General features: G+C 67.5%; 14 protein-coding genes and 1 tRNA gene. 9 read left to right on the top strand and 6 right to left on the bottom strand.

Translation table 11 applies throughout. The annotated features are described in order from the left end of the window. Nucleotides 1–84: 84 nt before the first annotated feature. Nucleotides 85–834, top strand: a complete 750-nt coding sequence (locus QE379_RS07940) for an AcvB/VirJ family lysyl-phosphatidylglycerol hydrolase (RefSeq protein ID WP_306999500.1) — start codon at nucleotides 85–87, stop codon at nucleotides 832–834. 21 nt (nucleotides 835–855) lie between these two features. Here the strand turns inward: QE379_RS07940 and QE379_RS07935 are convergent, their stop codons facing one another. Beyond that, the gene (locus QE379_RS07935; RefSeq protein WP_306999498.1) at nucleotides 856–2,520 is read right to left on the bottom strand and encodes an alkaline phosphatase; all 1,665 of its coding nucleotides are present in this window, start codon (nucleotides 2,518–2,520) and stop codon (nucleotides 856–858) included. A 180-nt stretch (nucleotides 2,521–2,700) separates the two neighbouring features. Between QE379_RS07935 and QE379_RS07930 the strand changes: the two genes are divergently transcribed. Then, nucleotides 2,701–5,124: a TonB-dependent receptor gene (locus QE379_RS07930; RefSeq protein WP_306999496.1), complete on the top strand. Its 2,424-nt coding sequence runs from the start codon at nucleotides 2,701–2,703 to the stop codon at nucleotides 5,122–5,124. A 114-nt stretch (nucleotides 5,125–5,238) separates the two neighbouring features. Then, nucleotides 5,239–6,174 carry a cell wall hydrolase gene (locus tag QE379_RS07925; protein ID WP_306999494.1) on the top strand — a complete coding sequence of 312 codons (936 nt, stop codon included), beginning with the start codon at nucleotides 5,239–5,241 and terminating at the stop codon, nucleotides 6,172–6,174. A 25-nt stretch (nucleotides 6,175–6,199) separates the two neighbouring features. Here QE379_RS07925 and QE379_RS07920 read toward each other — a convergent pair whose 3' ends face one another. The 3 genes from QE379_RS07920 to QE379_RS07910 are packed head-to-tail and all read right to left on the bottom strand — an operon-like array spanning nucleotide 6,200 to nucleotide 10,251. Then, nucleotides 6,200–6,895, bottom strand: coding sequence for an HAD family hydrolase (locus tag QE379_RS07920; protein ID WP_306999492.1), 696 nt, complete (start codon nucleotides 6,893–6,895; stop codon nucleotides 6,200–6,202). Between the two features lie 32 nt (nucleotides 6,896–6,927). Then, a complete protein-coding gene (locus QE379_RS07915) occupies nucleotides 6,928–7,668 on the bottom strand; it encodes a hypothetical protein (RefSeq protein WP_306999490.1) in 741 nt (246 codons plus the stop codon). A 39-nt stretch (nucleotides 7,669–7,707) separates the two neighbouring features. Beyond that, nucleotides 7,708–10,251: a PAS domain-containing protein gene (locus QE379_RS07910; RefSeq protein ID WP_306999487.1), complete on the bottom strand. Its 2,544-nt coding sequence runs from the start codon at nucleotides 10,249–10,251 to the stop codon at nucleotides 7,708–7,710. A gap of 303 nt (nucleotides 10,252–10,554) precedes the next feature. Between QE379_RS07910 and QE379_RS07905 the strand changes: the two genes are divergently transcribed. From QE379_RS07905 to QE379_RS07880, 6 genes are all read left to right on the top strand, one after another. Then, a complete protein-coding gene (locus tag QE379_RS07905; protein ID WP_306999485.1) occupies nucleotides 10,555–11,067 on the top strand; it encodes a TspO/MBR family protein in 513 nt (170 codons plus the stop codon). A gap of 71 nt (nucleotides 11,068–11,138) precedes the next feature. After that, nucleotides 11,139–12,107, top strand: coding sequence for a cytochrome c oxidase subunit II (gene coxB / locus QE379_RS07900; RefSeq protein WP_306999483.1), 969 nt, complete (start codon nucleotides 11,139–11,141; stop codon nucleotides 12,105–12,107). Beyond that, the gene (gene ctaD / locus QE379_RS07895) at nucleotides 12,104–14,614 is read left to right on the top strand and encodes a cytochrome c oxidase subunit I (RefSeq protein WP_306999481.1); all 2,511 of its coding nucleotides are present in this window, start codon (nucleotides 12,104–12,106) and stop codon (nucleotides 14,612–14,614) included. The genes coxB and ctaD overlap by 4 nt, the downstream gene beginning before the upstream one ends. After that, nucleotides 14,611–14,988: a hypothetical protein gene (locus QE379_RS07890; protein ID WP_306999479.1), complete on the top strand. Its 378-nt coding sequence runs from the start codon at nucleotides 14,611–14,613 to the stop codon at nucleotides 14,986–14,988. Before ctaD ends, QE379_RS07890 begins: the two co-directional genes overlap by 4 nt. Then, nucleotides 14,985–15,563, top strand: coding sequence for a cytochrome c oxidase assembly protein (locus tag QE379_RS07885; RefSeq protein ID WP_306999477.1), 579 nt, complete (start codon nucleotides 14,985–14,987; stop codon nucleotides 15,561–15,563). The genes QE379_RS07890 and QE379_RS07885 overlap by 4 nt, the downstream gene beginning before the upstream one ends. Next, a complete protein-coding gene (locus QE379_RS07880; RefSeq protein WP_306999475.1) occupies nucleotides 15,560–16,597 on the top strand; it encodes a c-type cytochrome in 1,038 nt (345 codons plus the stop codon). The genes QE379_RS07885 and QE379_RS07880 overlap by 4 nt, the downstream gene beginning before the upstream one ends. A gap of 516 nt (nucleotides 16,598–17,113) precedes the next feature. Here the strand turns inward: QE379_RS07880 and QE379_RS07875 are convergent. Then, a tRNA-Val gene (locus tag QE379_RS07875) sits at nucleotides 17,114–17,188 on the bottom strand. Between the two features lie 61 nt (nucleotides 17,189–17,249). Further along, nucleotides 17,250–17,522, bottom strand: a complete 273-nt coding sequence (locus QE379_RS07870) for an HU family DNA-binding protein (RefSeq protein WP_267435307.1) — start codon at nucleotides 17,520–17,522, stop codon at nucleotides 17,250–17,252. Between the last annotated feature and the right edge of the window lie 148 nt (nucleotides 17,523–17,670).

The following is a 17,670-nucleotide window of genomic DNA, read 5'->3' as shown; positions in this document are numbered from 1 at the left end:
TGGCAAGCTCCGCTAACCCTCTCCCCTATCCAGGGGAGAGGAAGGAAGGAGTAGCATGAATGTCGATTGGCCCTAAGATGAGGCATGTCCGTTCGCCTGGCCCATCTTCGCCGCCATTATCGCCGTTATCTCGCCGCGATCCTGTTCGTCATCGTGGCCGGACTTTCCATCCTCCTCTATTCGGGCAGCTATTTCGACCGCGACCCGTTCACCCGCTATCCGGCGGCGGGGCGGGTGCAGCCGGTGTTCGTCCTGTCGCTGTCGGGGGATATGGGCCTGCGCTATGGCATGAGCGGGAGCGTCGCCCGGAGCCTGAGCGCCCGGGGGATCGCGGTGCTGGGCGTCAATTCCCCCGTCCTGTTCCGCGAGCGCCGGACGCGCGGGCAGGTCGATGCGCTGATCGCCGATCTGGTACGCCGTGCCGCGCGGGAAGCGGGCGAGCGGCGGCTGGTGCTGCTCGGCCAGTCCTATGGCGCGGACATGTTGCAGACCGGGCTGGCGAAACTGCCCGCCGACCTGCGCGCGCGGGTGTCGGCACTGGTGCTGGTGGTGCCGGGCAAGACGGCCTATTTCCGCTCCGACCCTTCCGGCATCGCCTATATGGGACGGCCCGACAGCATGGCGATCACCACCGCCCGCACGCTCGACTGGCTGCCCGTCACCTGCATCTATGGCGTCGAGGAACAGGACAGCCTGTGCCCGCTCCTCAAGCTGCCCGATGCGCATGTCGTCGCCATGCCGGGCGGCCATTATCTGAACCATGACGACGCCACGCTGAACGCCCGTGTGCTGGCGGCGGTGCGCGGCCAGCCCTTCCCCGCCAAACCGAACTGACGGGGAAAGGCCGGTACCGGGTCAGGCGGTCACGCTCTCGATCGGGGCCGTCCCGCCCGCGCGCGTCCGCCAGGTCGCGACACAGGCCTCCGCATAGGGCTTGGCCATGACGGTGGAGACGGTCATGAACCGCGCGGTCGCGGTGTCGCGGGTCAGGGTCAGGTGGAGATAGCCCTTGGCGTCCTGATCGCAGAAGCGCACGCTGCGCCGATTGGCCTCGGCGATCTGGCGGCCGATACCGGGGAACAGCGCCCCCCAGGAGGGGCTGGTGATCGCCGTCGCGCCGAACTCGGCCGCGACCAGCGCGCCCTGGTCGTCATACAGGTCGTTGGCCCAGGCGGCATGGCTGTCGCCCGAGAGGACCACCGGATGGCTCCCCGCCCGCCGGAACGCCGCGTAAAGCCGCTCGCGCGCGGCGGGATAGCCGTCCCAGCTATCGAAGTTCATGGGCAGCCCCGCGCGATAGGATGCCTGCGCCGCCGCCAGCTGCGCGCGGATCGCCTGAGACAGCGGCGCGATCAGCGACGCATAACCCTCCGCCCCCATCCGCTTTTCCAGATCGGGGCCGTCGACCCGCGCCATCACCACCTGGTTGCCGATCACCTGCCACGGACGCCCCGCCCCGACCGAGGCGGCCAGCGTCCGCTCGATCCAGTCGAGTTGCCCCGCGCCCAGCAATTCGCGCTCGGGCCGCGCACGCTCGGCCATCATCGCGGCATATTCGGACGGCTCGGGCACATCGCCCTTGGCCGTCACCTGCTTCGACCGGGCGAGCAGCCGCGTCTCGACCATCACCAGCGTCGCCAGGTCGCCGAAGTCGAAGCTGCGGTTGATCGCGGCCCAGGGCTGGCCAGGGCGCGGGTCGCGGATCGGCATCCATTCGAAATAGGCCTGCATCGCCGCCGCCTTGCGCTTGGCCCAGTCCCCCTCGGTCTTGGGATCATGGTTCTCCGCGCCGCCGATCCAGTCGTCATTGGCGACCTCATGATCGTCCCACACGCAGATAAAGGCGGCGCGGGCGTGCGCGGCCTGCATGTCGGGGTCGCGCTTCACCTGGGCATGACGCGCGCGATAATCGGCGAGCGACAATATCTCATGCGCCGGTTCGGGCAGGCGGTTCAGCTTGCGCCCGATCTCCGCGCCATAACCCTCCGCGCCATATTCATAGATATAGTCGCCCAGATGCAGCACCGCGTCGAGCCGCTCGGACCGCGCGATCGCGTCATAGGCGTTGTACAGCCCGCCGGGATAAAGCTGGCACGAGACGACGGCCAGCACCACATCCTCGATCCGCCCGCGCGGCAGGGTGCGGAAACGCCCCTCCGGCGAACGCTCTCCCTTCGCCGTCTCGAACCAATAGCGATAATCGCGACCGGGGCGCAGCCCCGTCACCTCGACCTTGGCGGTGAAGTCGCGGGCGGCGCGGGCCGTCACCCGGCCCGTGCGCAGGCCGACTGCCTCGCCCGGCTCCATCGGCGCGACGTGCCAGGTCAGCGGGACGTCGCCCCCCTGCCCCTCCGCCGGGGTCGCGCGGGTCCACAGGATCGCACCATCGGCGGCCGGATCGCCGCTGGCCACGCCATGGTCGAAACGGGCCGAGGGCTCGGCCGCCTCGGCAATCGTCGCGGGCAGGCTGAGCGTCGCGCCGCTTCCCATCAGGGCGATCGCGCGGCGTCGGTTCATCATCGTCATCATCGGGTCCTTTCGCCCGGACGGCTAGAGGCTCCGCACGACAGCGCCATGGCGAATGGATGACGGTTCGGCGACACCGGCGCCGACCGTCACAAATCCGCAGCGTGATGGACACCAACCGGTAATCCCTTTCCCCTAAGCGGCTGGCAAACAGGGTAATAGCCGGGGATAGATATGACTTCGACCATGCGCCGCATGACGCTGGCCGCGCTTTTGACGAGCCTTTCGCCGACCGCGTTCGCACAGGCGGCCTGGGCGCAGGCGATGATCCAGCCACAGGACGACGCCCGCGACGACGAGGTGATCGTCACCGCCCAGAAGCGCGAGCAGCGGATCGAGGACGTGCCCGTCACCGTCAGCGCGGTGTCGGGCGAACGCATGGCCAATCTGGGCGTCAACTCGCTGGCGGAAGTCGCGCAATATATCCCCGGCCTGCAAATCCAGGAGCAGAGCGCAAACAATCCGGGCTTCGTCATTCGCGGCATCACCTCGGATTCCGGCTCGGCGCAGCAGGGCGCGCGGGTGACGCTCTATTATAACGGCATCGACATCAGCCGGACGCGCGGCGCCTATCAGGACCTATACGATATCGAGCGGATCGAGGTGGTGAAGGGCCCGCAGGCAACCCTGTTCGGCACTGCCGCCGCGGTCGGCGCGATCAGCATCGTCTCCGCGCATCCCAAGGCCGGAACCGAGGGCGGCCTCATCGCCTCCTATGGCAATTTCAACCGGACTCAGGTGTCGGGCTATCTGAATGCGGGCAACGAGACGCTGGCCGGCCGGATCGCCTTCGCCTATAAATATCGCGACGGCTATGTCCGCAATATCGCAGGCGATCCCGATGTGCCCAACCAGAATCAGGGGCGCGTCGACCAGGACGATCTGAACGGGCAGGACCAGCGCGGGGTGCGCGGGTCGCTGCGCTGGCGGCCCAATGGCTCGGTCACCGCCGACCTCGTCCTGACCTATGACGGACAGCGCAATCCGGGCACCGCGTTCAAGAGCCGCGTCTTCGCCCCCACCGGCGGGCAGACCGGCGATTATGGCTATGCCGAGCTGTCGGGCTCGCCCTTCTCCGCCGAGGTGCTGGGGCGGCGCAAGCTGGGGCTGACCCGCAACGTCTATGACGCGAACCTGACGGTCGCAGTCGATGTCGCGCCGGGCGTCACCTTCACCACGGTCAACGGCTATCGCCGGTTCGACGCGCTGGAAATCTTCGACGCCGATGGCGGCCCCGCCTGGTATCTGGAGTTCGGCGAGGACGCCAGGGGCGACCAGTGGAGCCATGAAAGCCGCTTCGCCTTCGACGGCGCGCATTACCGCGCCTCGATCGGGTGGAACGCCTTTTTCGAAAACGGGCAGCAGCGGGTGCCCTTCTCGACCGAGGAAGGCACCTATCTCGCCTGCTCGACCGCGACGGACTTCGCACCGGTGCGGCAGTTGCTCGGCGCGGCGGGCCTGCCGACCGGCACCGCCTGCGTCGCGCCCGACGGCACCATCCCCGGCGCCCGCGCCACCGCGATCCTGTCGCGCGGCACGGCGACCATGGTGCCCTATAGCGCCAGCTTCACCAATTTCGGTCGCAACAACACCTATTCGATGTTCGCCGACGCGACCTGGATTCCCGCCCCCGCGCTGGAACTGACGGCGGGCGCGCGGGTGCTGATCGAGGATCGCCGTTCGGGCTATAGCAATGTCATGCCCGACAGCCGCCTGCTGGCGGCGGCGGGGCTGTTCACCAGCCTGCTGGGCGCGGCCAATACCAAGGGGCAGGTCTTCGAAGCGCAACGCAGCTATGCCGCGATCCTGCCGCGCTTCAACGCGCTCTATCGGCTGGGCGGCGACGTGAACGTCTATGCGACGGTCAGCAAGGGCCGCCGTTCGCCCGTGGTACAGCTCGACGCCCAGCGGATCGTGCCGCTGACCATCGCCAATTCGGGCGCGATCCCCCGGCTTCAGATCGTGCCGCAGGAAGACGTGTGGAATTACGAAGGCGGCATCAAGGGGCGGATCGGCGCGTTCAGCGGCGCGGCCTCGGTCTTCTATCAGCAGTATAAGGGCTTCCAGGTCACCGTCTTCGAGGGCGGACGGACCGTGACGCGCAGCGCGGGCTCGGCGAACAATGTCGGGGTCGAGCTGGAGGCGAACTGGGCGGTGCAGCGCTGGCTCAGCCTGTTTGGCAGCTTCGCCTATATCGATGGCGGCATCGCCGACGAGCCGGCCAATGGCGTGTTCGCGGGCAATCGTTTCCGCCTGCAACCCGACACGACCGCCTCGGGCGGCGCGACGCTGCGCGTGCCGCTGGGGTCCTCCGCGACCTTCTATGCGACGCCAAGCGCCACCTATCGGTCCAAGGTCTATTTCGAGCTGCCCAATAGCGAGGCGATCTCGCAGGGCGGCTATACGCTGGTCAATCTGCGCGCCGGCGTCGAGTTCGGGGCGGACGGGGGTTTCCATGTCGGCGGCTTCGCGCGCAACCTGACCAACAAGCGCTATCTGATCGATGCGGGCAACACCGGCGGCACCTTCAGCGCGCCGACCTATATCGCGGGCGAGCCGCGTTTCTACGGCGTGGAATTGGGCGCGCGCTTCCGATAGCCGACGAACGGACGCGTTCCAGGGGATATGTCCGTTTTCGGTGACTTAACCGCTTCCTAACCCCCAATCCGGTAATGCGCCGTCATGGGGCAACGGGTTGGGAACAGGAAGAACGTGCTGCGCTGGTTGATGTTGGTGGCGACGCTGGCGATCGCGACGTCGTGCACCCCGTCGCGGCATCCGCCCGCCCGGCTGACGCTGGACGTGCCGCCGCCGACCGCGCGGACTCTGCTGCGCCAGCTCGCGCTCGACGTGCCCGACAGCGACCTGCCCGAAACGCTGACTGGCAATACCCCGATCGAGATGGCCGCCGCCCCGGCCTTTTCCGGCATCGCCCGTTCGGCGCAAGACGCCGCCCGCGCCGCCGAATGCCTGACCGCCGCCATCTATTATGAAGCCCGGTCCGAGCCGATCGATGGTCAGCGTGCGGTGGCGCAGGTCGTCCTCAACCGCGTGCGCGACCGCGCCTTTCCCAAAAGCATCTGCGGCGTCGTCTATCAGGGATCGGAGCGCTCGACGGGTTGCCAGTTCAGCTTCACCTGCGACGGATCGATGCTCCACCCGCGCGAGCCCGCCGCCTGGGCCCGCGCCGCCGCCGTGGCGCAGGCGGCACTGGCGGGCATGGTCTATGCCCCGGTGGGGGCCGCGACCTTCTATCACGCCAATTACGTGCTGCCCTGGTGGGCGCCCAGCCTGAACCGGATCGGCGCGATCGGCAGCCATATCTTCTATCGCTGGAAGGGGGCGCTGGAGCGTGACCTGTCCTTCCGCCAGGATTATGCCGGGGTCGAGCCGAGCATCCCCGTCCCCGCCCCCGCCATGCTGGCCGCCGCGCCGGTGGCGGGCGTCGAGACGGTGGGGGGCGTGACCATTCATCGCGGCGAACAGGCGGTCACCGAAGGCGTCGCCGCCACCGCCCCCGTCGCGGCGGTGGCGACCAGCGTCCCGGTGACGACGGCGGGCGTGCGCATCCATCGCAACGGCTTCTCGCATGACGGACCCGAAGTGGCGCGCGGTGTCGTCGTTGGGGAAGAACACGACCCCAGCTGAGGATCGCCCGGACTGGACGCCCCCGTCACCCGATCGCGTCGATCCAGTCCGGCAAGTCCCCCAGCCGTTCCAACTGGCGAAAGCGGGGATGGTCGGTCGGCGTCCGCCCCGCCTCATGGCTCCAGGCCAGCGGCTGCGGGATATAGGCGGCCCAGGCCCCCGCCTCCAGCGCGGGCAAAATGTCGGAGCGCATCGAATCCCCCGCCATCACCGCCCGCTCCGGCGCGACGTCGTGGCGCGCGAAGATCCGGCGGAAGGTGTCGGGCGTCTTGTCGCTGACGATCGCGACATCGGCGAAATGCTCGCCCAGGCCCGATGCCGCCAGCTTCGCCTCCTGGTGCAGCAGGTCGCCCTTGGTCACCAGCACCAGCCGCCCGCGCTCCGCCAGCGCGGCCATGGTGTCGGCGATCCCGTCGAGGAGTTCCACCGGATGCGCCAGCAACTGCCGCCCCGCCTCCAGCAGCCGCGCGACCAGTTCGGTCGGCAGGGTCGGCCCCGCCAGTTCGACCGCCGTCTCGATCATCGACAAGGTGAAGCCCTTGGCGCCGTAACCGTAGAGCCGCAGGTTGCGCGCCTCGCAGGATTCCAGCGTGGCCCGCGCCACCCGCGCTTCGGCAAAGGGGGCGAGCAGGCCGACCAGCGCTTCCTCCGTCTCCGCGAAATGGCGCATATTGTGCCAGAGCGTGTCGTCGGCATCCAGACAGATCAATTCGACGGCCATATCCTGTCTCCCACGAGGCGACGGCTCTCCCATCACAGTTCGCGGATGATTCGCAATCCCAGCCGCGGCCGGAACCGCTCGCCCCGCCCCTTCTCCGCGCCGACGCCGCCCTGCACGCCCAGCTTGCCGAGCGCGCGGTGGACTTGCGGCATCAACAGCCAATAGGCGCCTTCGCCATTCTGGCGATTGACCTCCAACCCCAGCACCGTGTCGCGGTTCAGATCGTAGAAGGTGGAGTGGTTGACGATCATCCCCGTCTCATTCCCCTCGCGCAGGGTCACGTCGCCGACGCCGATCATCGTCATGGTGCTCCACCGCTCGCCGAAGCGGTTGCCGAGCAGCCAGAGAAGCGTGGAGGTCCATCCCCCCGCCTCGCGATCGTGCAGTCCCAGATACTGGAACCCATGCACCCCGCGTCCGCCCCGGATCGTGCCCAGCTTGCCCTGAAGCCCCATCTTGTACTGGACGACGCGGTTGTCGATCAGCGGCAGTTCCAGCTCGACCGCAAAGCCATCGGCCACCGCCCATTCGACCTCGGGCGCCCATTCCAGTTCGCCGCGCGGGCCGGTCAGGTCGCGCTGCGCCAGCGCGTTGACCTCGATCTCGCCCGCCTTTGCGGTCAGCGGGCGGATCATGTCGAACACCATCGGCTCGGGAATATCCGGCCCGTCCTGCGCAGGGGCCGGGGCGGCGGCGAACAGGCTCGTGCCCAATAGGGACAGGGCCAGGCGGCTGGTCTTCATCGTCTCGAAACTCCCGGTCGTCATCGTCATGCGGTGCCGCACGCGATCCGGACCGGGACCGCGAAGGGTTCAGGGGGCGTGGGGTTCGTACCGCCGCGCGGCCGCGCCTATCGCGGCCTGTATCCCCGTGACCAGCGCGTCCACGGTGAACGGCTTGGTCAGCAACTGCATCCCCGGCGACAAATGGCCGCTGTTCAGCACCGCGCCCTCCGCATAGCCCGTGATGAACATGACATTCAATTCATGTCGCAATTCCCGCGCCGCTTCGGCCAGTTGGCGTCCGTTCATCCCGCCGGGCAGGCCGACATCGGTGACGAGCAGATCGATCCGCACCGACGATCGCAGGATCGCCAGCCCTTCCGCGCTGTCCGCCGCCTCGATCACCTGATAGCCCATGTCGCGCAGCACATCGACGATCATCAGGCGAACGGTCGCCTCGTCATCGACGACCAGCACTGTCTCGCCCGACCCGGCGGGACCGTCGAGCGCGGTGGTCGTGCCGGTGTCCTCCTGCTCCGCCGGTCCGTCGTGGCGGGGCAGATAGAGGAACACGGTCGTCCCCATGCCGGGCGTCGAATGGATGCGGACCTGCCCGCCCGACTGTTTGGCGAAGCCATAGATCATGCTCAACCCCAGCCCGGTCCCCTGCCCCAGCGGCTTGGTGGTGAAGAAGGGGTCGAACGCCTTTTCTATTACGTCGGGGGTCATGCCGATGCCGATATCGGTCACGCACAACGCCAGATACTCGCCGTCCGGTATATCGCCGAACCGCGCATTGTCGCCGATCAGCCGCCGGTTCACCATCTCGATCGTGATGCGCCCGCCGTCCGGCATCGCATCGCGCGCGTTGATGCACAGGTTGAGGAGCGCATTCTCCAGCTGCGGCGCATCGACCAGCACGGTCCACAGATCGTCCCCGCCCTTCGTCTCCAGCGTGATGCCCGGCCCCACGGTGCGGCGGATCAGGTCGGTCATGCCCGCGACCAGCGCGCCGATATCGGTCGCGCGCGGGGCCAGCGTCTGCCGCCGCGAAAAGGCCAGCAGCCGGTGGGTCAGCGCCGCCGCCCGCCGCGTCGCCCCCTGCGCCGCGTCCATATAGCGGTCGAGCTCCCCCGTCCGCCCCTGCGACAGGCGCAGCGCCATAAGTTCCAGCGAGCCGGAAATACCCGCCAGCAGATTGTTGAAATCATGGGCCAACCCACCGGTCAACTGGCCCACCGCCTCCATCTTCTGGCTTTGCCGCAACGCTTCCTCTGCACGCATCAACTCGGCGGTGCGGTCGGCGACGCGCTGTTCCAACTGGTCGGTCAGCGCGCGGAGTTCGGCGATGGCATGGTCGCGCTCGGCCTCCAGCGCGCGGCGGGCGCCGACATCGATCAGCACGCCGGGAAAGTGCAGCGGCGTGCCGTCGGGCGCGTGATCGACCCGGCCATTCGCCTCCAGCCAGTGATAGCGACCGTCATGACGCCGCGTGCGATACTGATGGGCATAGGGACCGCCGCGCGCGATCGCCTCGGCGATCGCCTCGGCAAGGCCGGCCTGATCGTCGGGATGGACCGTCTCGACCACCTGCGCCAGGCTCAGCCCCTCATGCCCCAGAGCGGGGTCGAGCCCGAAATTACGGGCGAACGGCTCGTCCACCGTGAAGCGATCGTTCGGCAGGTCCCATAGCCAGGTGCCGATGATCGCCCCCGCCTCCAGCGCGAGCTGCACCCGCTCGGCATTCAGACGCGCGCGAGCCTCGCTCTCGCGCAACTGAAGCTCGACACAGACCCGGTCGGTGATATCGAAGCTGACGCCGGGGAAGCGCACGCAGCGCCCGGTCCCATCGACGATGCACCGTCCCCGCGCGGATACCCAGTGGACCGAGCCATCGGACTGGACCAGCCGATATTCGGAGACGAAGCGCCCCGCCCCCTCGCTCGCATCGCCCGCCCCCGCGAGGACGGCCCCGATCTCCGCCTCCACCCGCGCGCGGTCTTCGGGATGGATACCCTGGAAGAACTCGGCGATCGGCATGCCCGCCTCGGCGGCGACCGGGTCGACGCCGTACATCGCCGCGAAGCGCCCATCGGAGCGCACCGAGTCGTTGACCACGTCCCAGTCCCACATGCCGACATGCGCGCCCGAACTGAGCGCCAGGTCGAGCCGTTCGTCCGCCTCCTGCTGGCGTCGTTCGGCCAGCACGCGCGCAGTCGTCTCGCCGGTGACGCAGATCATGCCCGCGATGTCGCCGCGATCGTCGAAGACCGGCGAATAGGAAAAGGTCCAGTAGCTTTCCTCGGGCTTCCCCTCGCGCGCCAGGTCCAGCCGCATGTCCGTGACCCGCGCGACGCCGCCCGATAGCGCCTGGTCGACCAAAGGCGCGATCTCGTCCCAGATGCTGCCCCACAGGATGCGGAACGGCGTGCCCATCGCGGTCGCCGCGCGATAACCCAGGATCGGCCGATAGGCATCGTTGTAGAAGGAGATCAGATCCGGGCCCCAGACCAGATACATGGGCGCGGGACAGGCGAGCATCGTCGCCACCTGGCACCGCAGCGCGACCGGCCACTGCCCCGGCGCGCCCAGCGAGGTCGCCGCCCAGTCGAACGCGATGATCTCATCGACCACCTGTCCCGAAACGCCTTTCAGGAATTCAAATGCGGAGGAGTCCACTATCGTCCATTTCTGCAACAAGGCGCGGCCACGCGCCAGCGGTCGCCATCCTACCGCAAAAGTACGGATAGCAGGTAAATCGGCCAAATGGCCTTGATCCAGGATAGCAAATCGCCCGGCGAAACCGACGCATATTGGGCCTGTCGTTGCTGGCGATCGCGGCGCTCGATCCGCCGATGCCAATGCCGACAAATCGCGCCGCCGCTGAACAGGGATGAGGCCGAACCGTTATCCCCCTCGCAATCGAGAGGGTTCGCGATGAACGGCAAGACGAAGACGGGGTTGTCGCCATGGATGGCGGGCGGCGTGGCGGCGGCGGTGCTGGGGTTGAGTGCACTGGTCGGGCGGCGCAATGTGCCCGATCCGTCTCACCCACGCATCCGGCATTGGTACAGACGGCTCGACAAGCCTGGCTTCACCCCGCCAGACAAGGTATTCGGTGCGGTCTGGCCGGTGCTCGAAAGCCTGGCGGCGGTCGGCGGCTACCGACTGCTTCGCCAGCCCTCCTCGCCCCGGCGCGATACGGCGGTCGCGCTCTGGCTCGGCAACAGCGCGATGATCGGCGGATGGACCGAGTTGTTCTTCCGCGAACGACGGATCGGCACCAGCACCGCCGCCGCCGGGACGATGGCCGCCGGTACCGCCGCGCTGGCGGCCACCGCCTGGAAGATCGACCGTCCCGCCGCCCTCAGCGTCGTGCCTCTGGCCGCCTGGCTGGGCTTCGCCACGGTGCTCGCGGGTGAGGTCTGGCGGCGCAATCCGCAAACGTGACATTTTGTTTCGGACATGAATTTCCGATGAAGGGAAGGTGAACCATTCCACCATGGCAACGTTTGTTGGCCATGCGGGGGATGAGCACAGCCATCGTCGTCGGGACGGCCGCCTTGTTGGCGGGATGCAACACGCATCAATCGACCCTGGCCCCGTTCGGGGCGGATGCGGCGGATATTCGCCACCTTTTCATCATCATGCTGGTCGGCGCGGTGGTGATCGCGGGGGCGGTCGCGTTGCTGATGCGCCATGCCGTCCGTGCGCCCGAAGGGGCGATCGGACATGAGAAGGGCATGCGCCTGGTCCTGTGGCTGGGCGGGGTCATACCGACGATCGTGCTGCTGGGACTGCTCGCCTATTCGCTACCCTATATGCGGCCCCGGCCGGTCGCGCCCGCCGACCTGAAGGTCGCGGTCGATGGCGAGCAATTCTGGTGGCGCGTCGCCTATCAGGCACCGGGTCGCGCTCCCGTCCTGGGTGCGAATGAGATTCGTATCCCGACCGGTCGTACGGTCGCCTTTCGCCTGGGCGCGGGCGATGTGGTGCACAGCTTCTGGATACCGGGGCTGGCGGGCAAGATGGACATGATCCCCGGCCGCATCAACAGCCTGGTCGTCCGCGCCGACAAGCCCGGTCGCTATCGCGGCCAATGCGCCGAGTTCTGCGGATTGTCCCACGCCCTGATGGCGTTCGACGTCATCGCCATGCCGCCCGCCGCCTTCGATGCATGGCTGGCCCAGCAGGCGCGTCCCGCCCGGGCCGTCGACAGTGCCGGAACCCGGCTCTTCGCGGCCAATGGCTGTTCCGGGTGCCATGCCATCGCCGGAGTGACGCCGCCCACCCGGATCGGCCCCGACCTCACCCATTTCGGATCGCGCCGGACGCTGGCGGCGGGCATCCTGCCGATGACGGAGGCCAACGTCGCGAACTTCATCCGTCATCCCGAAAAGACCAAGCCGGGCGTGCGCATGCCCTCTTTCCCCCAATTGTCGGATGACGAGGCGCTGGCCCTCGCCCGCTATCTTCAGGGTCTGAAATGAGCCTCCACGCCCAGGACGACCCTGCCCTTCGCGCCGCCCAGGAAGAGCGGCTGCGCGCCGTCTGGAAGCCGCCCAGCGGGCTGTTCCTGCGCTGGACGGACGTCAACAACAACCGGGTCGGCGTCTGGTACACGCTGACCGCGTTCGGCTTCATGCTGTTCGCCGGCGCGCTGGCGCTGATCATGCGCACCCAATTGGCTGTGCCCGACAATGACCTGGTGTCGGCGAACACCTTCAACCAGCTGTTCACGCTGCACGGCTCGATGATGATGTTCCTGTTCGCCGTCCCGATGTTCGAGGCAGTGTCGATCATCCTGCTGCCGCAACTTCTCGGCGCACGCGACCTGCCCTTCCCGCGCCTGTCGGCCTTCGGATATTGGAGCTTCCTGATCGGCGGCGTGTTCGTCGGCGGCTCGATCTTCTTCAACGCCGCGCCCGATGGCGGCTGGTTCATGTATCCGCCGCTGACCACCCGCACCGATTTGTCGGGCCTGGGCGCCGATATCTGGATGCTGGGGCTTTCCTTCATCGAGGTGTCGTCGGTCGCCGCCGCCGTCGAGTTGATCGTCGGTGTGCTCAAATGCCGCCCGCCGGGGATGCGGCTGAACCTGATGCCGCTCTATGCCTGGTATATCCTGGTCGTGGCGGTGATGATCCTGTTCGCCTTTCCGCCTCTGATCGCGGGCGACCTGTTGTTCGAGATGGAGCGGCTGCTCGACTGGCCCTTCTTCGACGCCGCGCGCGGGGGCGATCCGCTGTTGTGGCAGCACCTGTTCTGGATCTTCGGCCATCCGGAGGTCTATATCGTCTTCCTGCCCTCGATCGCCCTGTTCGCGATGCTGATCCCGACCTTCGCGCAGCGGCACCTGCTGGGTTATCCATGGATCGTGCTCGCGGCCGTGGGCACCGCCTTCCTGTCGTTCGGGCTGTGGGTGCACCATATGTTCGCGACTGGCCTGCCGAAGATCAGCCTCGCCTTCTTCTCCGCCGCATCAGAGGCCGTCGCCATCCCGACCGGGGTCCAGATCTTCGCCTTCATCGCCACGCTGTGGGCTGGCAAGGTGAAATGGTCGACGCCCTTGCTCTATGCGAGCGGAAGCCTGGCCATCTTCGTCATCGGCGGGCTGACCGGCGTGATGGTCGCGGTGGCGCCCTTCGACTGGCAGGCACACGACACTTATTTCATCGTCGCGCACCTCCATTATGTGCTGATCGGCGGCACATTGCTGCCGCTGTTCGGCGGGCTTTATTATTACTGGCCGCTCATCACCGGCAAGAAGCTGTCTGATCGGATGGGGCGAACCGCCTTCTGGATCATGTTCGTCGGCGTCAACCTGACCTTCTTCCCGATGCATCTGTCGGGACTGGAGGGGATGCCGCGTCGCGTCTTCACCTATCCCGCCGATTTGAACATCGGCTGGCTCAACCTGGCCTCTACGCTGGGCTCCTACATGTTCGCGGCGGGCGTCGCCGTGCTGGTCATCGACCTCGCCCTGTCGCCGACCCGTACCAAGGCGCCGCGCAATCCGTGGAATGCGGGCACGCTCGAATGGCTGGCCAAGCCGGATGATGAGGATTGGGGCATCCGCTCGGTGCCTTTGGTCGAGAGCCGCTATCCGATCTGGGACCAGAAGGATTTCGTCGCCAAGGTCGATGAGGGCCGCTTCTTCCTCGCCGACGCCGAGGAAGGTCGCCGCGAGACGATCATCACCTCGGTCCTCGACGGCAAGCCCGTCTCGGTGATCCGGCTTGGCACGCCCAGCGTCAAGCCGATGCTGACCGCCGTCGCGCTGGGCAGCGTCTTCATCCTGACCACCTATCACCTCTATCTGATCGCGGCCCTGGGCGGCGTGGTGACCTTGGCCTGCATCCTCTGGTGGTTGTGGGACACCGCGGAAATCCCCGAGAAACCCGAAAAGCCGATCGGTCATGGCATGCGCCTGCCGCTCTATATCTCCGGGCCCGCCGCGCCGGGCTGGTGGGCGATGTTCATCACGATGATGGCCGACGCGACGGCCTTTTCCGGCCTCGTCTTCGGCTATTATTTCTACTGGACGATCCATCCCGATTTCGGCGCCGGGTTCGACGGACCGGGCAGCGGCGGCCCGCTCCTCGCCCTGGCCCTGTCGCTGGCGAGTTGGGCGGCGACGCTGGCGGCGCGCGAGGTCCATCGTCGCGGCGGGATGATGGCGGCCCGCGCGCTGCTGCTGCTCGGGGCGGGCATGGCGATCGCCAGCCTGTTCGCGGGGCTCGCCTGTCTGGAAGGGCTCGATCCGAAGGCCAATGTCTATCCGGCAATCGTCTGGGTGCTGGTCGTCTGGACCGTGGTCCATGCCGCCGTCGCCGCGATCATGCAGCTTTATACGCTGGCCCGAAGCATCGCGGGCAGGATGACGCCGAGCCATGACGCCGACATCCGCAACATCACCGTCTATCTGCACTTCTTCGCGCTGACCGCTGTCGTAGCCTATCTGACCGTCGGCCTGTTTCCGGAGACGGGGCTATGAAGCGCTGGTTGAAAGGCGCCCACCGGCTGCGGGTCACGCTATGGACGCTGATCGTGCCGCCGACGACCTGGGCGGTGCATTTTCTCTTCTCCTATCTGTGGGCGGCGATCTCGTGCGAGCGGATCGGCGAATGGGCGCTCTTCCCCACCGCCTTCGCCATCGGGACGGTCGTCGCGCTGGTCGTGATCGTCGCCTCGGGCGTGATCGCGTGGCAGCAATCGCGCGGCCCCGGCGACCCGCCACCGCATAATGAGGGCACCGATGTCGATCGGCTGCGCTTCCTCGCCTATTCGACCTTCCTTCTCGCGGGATTGAGCTTCGTCGCGGTCATATTCACCGCGATGCCGGTCCTGGTGCTGGGCGATTGCCGGTGAAGCGGGCTTATCTCCTCGCGGGCCTGACCCTGCTCGCCTTTGGCTGGGCACTGAGCGGCCAAGGCATGACCGGCCATATGGTCGCGCACATGATCGCGGTGGCGGTGGCCGCGCCGCTGCTCGCGCTGGCGATCCAGGACAGCCGCCTCGACCCCGCCCGTCGCTGGCCACGCCTCGCCACGCCGATGGCTGCCGCTTTGGTGGAGGCGGTGATCGTCTGGGGCTGGCACGTCCCCGCGCTGCGGCGGCTGGCCGATCATGCGCCGCTGTGGCTGGTGGTCGAGCAGGCCAGTTTCCTTGTCGCCGGGCTGCTGCTCTGGTCGGCGGTGCTCGCGCCCCGGCACCGGGCGGCGGGGGTGGCGGCACTGCTGGTCACATCGATGCATATGACCCTGCTCGGCGCGCTGATCGGCCTCGCCCCGCGTCCGCTCTACAGCCATCACGGCGCGGGCGCGTTGCAGGACCAGCAGATTGCGGGCGTGGTCATGCTGCTGGTCGGCGGCATCGCCTATCTGTGCGGCGGGCTGGCGATGCTCGGCCGCCTGCTCCAAACCCGACCGGAGGCGCGCGCATGACCATCCGTATCACCTGGAAGCGCGTGATCGCCACCATCCTGGGCCTGGCCACGCTGGGTATGGCGGTCGCCTGGTCGGGCGTGATCAGCCTTGCCGCGTCGAGCGGGCATTGGGCGATCACCGACTGGTTCCTGCACTGGGCGATGCGCAATTCGGTGCGGACCCATGCCGCCTTGACCGCGCCCAACGACCCCGCCGACCGCAGCGGCCTAGTCAGCGCCGCGGGCCATTTCGCCAATGCCTGCGCGGTCTGCCACGGTGCGCCCGGCCAGAAGCCCGCGCCGGTGATGCAGGCCGCGACCCCGCCCGCGCCCGATCTGGCGATCAATGCGCGCCAATGGACCGACAAGCAGCTGTTCTGGATCATCCAGCACGGCGTCAAATATACCGGCATGCCCGCCTGGGCCGTGCAGGACCGCCCCGACGAGGTACGCCGCATGGTCGCGTTCGTCCGTCGCCTGCCCGGCATGACCCCGGCTCAGTACCGGGCGCTGGTCGCCGAAGCCTCGCCCGCGGTCGATCCGGACAATTGCACCGGATGCCATGGCACCGACGGACGCGGCCGCGGCGCGCCCGACATTCCGATCCTGGGCGGACAGAGCCCCGAATATCTGCTGGCGGCGCTGCGTGGCTATGCCGATGGGCGCCGGTCGAGCGCGGTGATGCAGCAGGTGGCCATGCGGATGGAGGCGGCACGGATGGAGGCCGCCGCACGCCGCTTCGCCGCGATGCCGGGCCTGGGAGGCGCCCCCTCGGGCGACCCGGCGGCGGCGCGGATCGTCGAGCGGGGGCTGCCGGACAAGCAACTGCCCGCCTGTGTCAGCTGTCACACGCCCGGCAAGCCCTATCCCGTCCTGGCCGGTCAGCGCGCGGACTATATCGCCGCGCGGCTGCGCCACTGGCAGGGCGACAAGAATGTGGTGGACGCGCGCAAGAGCCACGCGACCATGCCCGTCATCGCCCGCCGCATACCGAAGGACATGATCGACCCGATCGCACGCTCTCTGGCTGGGGATACCGACGCCAGGATGTAAGCGCGGTTTTTGGCGGGGAGCCGATCGCGGACCTGCGTCCAGGCAGAACGGGCTTCACTCCTCCCATGTAAGGGGAGGGAGACCACGCCGAGCATGGTGGAGAGTGTTCCGCTATCGGAAGGGCGATACCCCTCCGTCAGGCCTTCGACCTGCCACCTCCCCTTGCAGGGGAGGAATGAGGGAATGTCGAACGGACCTGGCGGTTCAAGCGAAGACGCCGGCCCACTTCTTTTGCGCGCAGAGGCGCGGAGGACGCAGAGGGGGTGCGCCTGAGGCAACAGCGGCTTGTTCTTCGCTATCCAGGAGTCAATGAGACGCGCTGCCGCGTGAGCAATATCTCTCTGCGTCCTCCGCGCCTCTGCGCGAAAACGAATATTGATCCGCTCTCCCCCTTGTCTGACGGGGGGATGGCATGGACGCCATAGGGGCAAGGTTGCCCTACCTCACATACCGCCGATAGCGATGAAAACGACCTGATCACCATCCTCATGTCATCGCCCGATCGGCGAGAAAGGATGGTGGGCGCGACAGGGATTGAACCTGTGACCCCACCCGTGTGAAGGGTGTGCTCTACCGCTGAGCTACGCGCCCGGTAACCGGAGGACGGGCCTTTAGGCGGCGTGTCGCCGCCTGTCCAGCCCAAAAAATCACATTAGTTGACCGAGTCCTTCAACAGCTTGCCCGGCTTGAACTTGGGCTGCGACGACGCCTTGATGGTCATCGGTTCGCCGGTCCGGGGATTGCGACCGGTCGAGGCCTTGCGCTGGGATACCGAGAAGGTGCCGAAGCCGACCAGGCGAACCTCGTCGCCCTTCTTGAGCGCGGCGGTGATCGACTCAAACACGGCCTCCACAGCCTTGATCGCATCCCCACGCGCGAGGCCCGAAGAATCGGCGACGGTAGCGATCAGCTCCTGCTTGTTCATTCCATAACCCCCTGTGAACCCAAAGATTAGTCAGACGGACTCGGTTGCCGCTCAAACCTTAAAGGATCGATAATGCCGTTGTTGCGTCCGCTGTCAAACTGTTGTCGTGCCCGGCACGAAACACCCGCTAAGCGCCCGACCGTGACAA

The sequence above is a fragment of the Sphingomonas sp. SORGH_AS_0879 genome (assembly GCF_030819175.1).
GTDB lineage: Bacteria > Pseudomonadota > Alphaproteobacteria > Sphingomonadales > Sphingomonadaceae > Sphingomonas.
This window is presented reverse-complemented; position numbering and strand designations above follow the sequence as displayed.

What these genes read in the sequence shown, in the direction of transcription:
- QE379_RS07940 (WP_306999500.1), top strand. Translation starts at nt 85, where the DNA reads ATGTCCGTTCGCCTGGCCCATCTTCGCCGCCATTATCGCCGTTATCTC.
- coxB (WP_306999483.1), top strand. Translation starts at nt 11,139, where the DNA reads ATGCGGGGGATGAGCACAGCCATCGTCGTCGGGACGGCCGCCTTGTTG.
- QE379_RS07890 (WP_306999479.1), top strand. Translation starts at nt 14,611, where the DNA reads ATGAAGCGCTGGTTGAAAGGCGCCCACCGGCTGCGGGTCACGCTATGG.
- QE379_RS07920 (WP_306999492.1), bottom strand. Translation starts at nt 6,895, where the DNA reads ATGGCCGTCGAATTGATCTGTCTGGATGCCGACGACACGCTCTGGCAC.
- QE379_RS07915 (WP_306999490.1), bottom strand. Translation starts at nt 7,668, where the DNA reads ATGACGATGACGACCGGGAGTTTCGAGACGATGAAGACCAGCCGCCTG.
- QE379_RS07905 (WP_306999485.1), top strand. Translation starts at nt 10,555, where the DNA reads ATGAACGGCAAGACGAAGACGGGGTTGTCGCCATGGATGGCGGGCGGC.
- QE379_RS07930 (WP_306999496.1), top strand. Translation starts at nt 2,701, where the DNA reads ATGACTTCGACCATGCGCCGCATGACGCTGGCCGCGCTTTTGACGAGC.
- QE379_RS07870 (WP_267435307.1), bottom strand. Translation starts at nt 17,522, where the DNA reads ATGAACAAGCAGGAGCTGATCGCTACCGTCGCCGATTCTTCGGGCCTC.
- QE379_RS07880 (WP_306999475.1), top strand. Translation starts at nt 15,560, where the DNA reads ATGACCATCCGTATCACCTGGAAGCGCGTGATCGCCACCATCCTGGGC.
- QE379_RS07935 (WP_306999498.1), bottom strand. Translation starts at nt 2,520, where the DNA reads ATGATGAACCGACGCCGCGCGATCGCCCTGATGGGAAGCGGCGCGACG.
- ctaD (WP_306999481.1), top strand. Translation starts at nt 12,104, where the DNA reads ATGAGCCTCCACGCCCAGGACGACCCTGCCCTTCGCGCCGCCCAGGAA.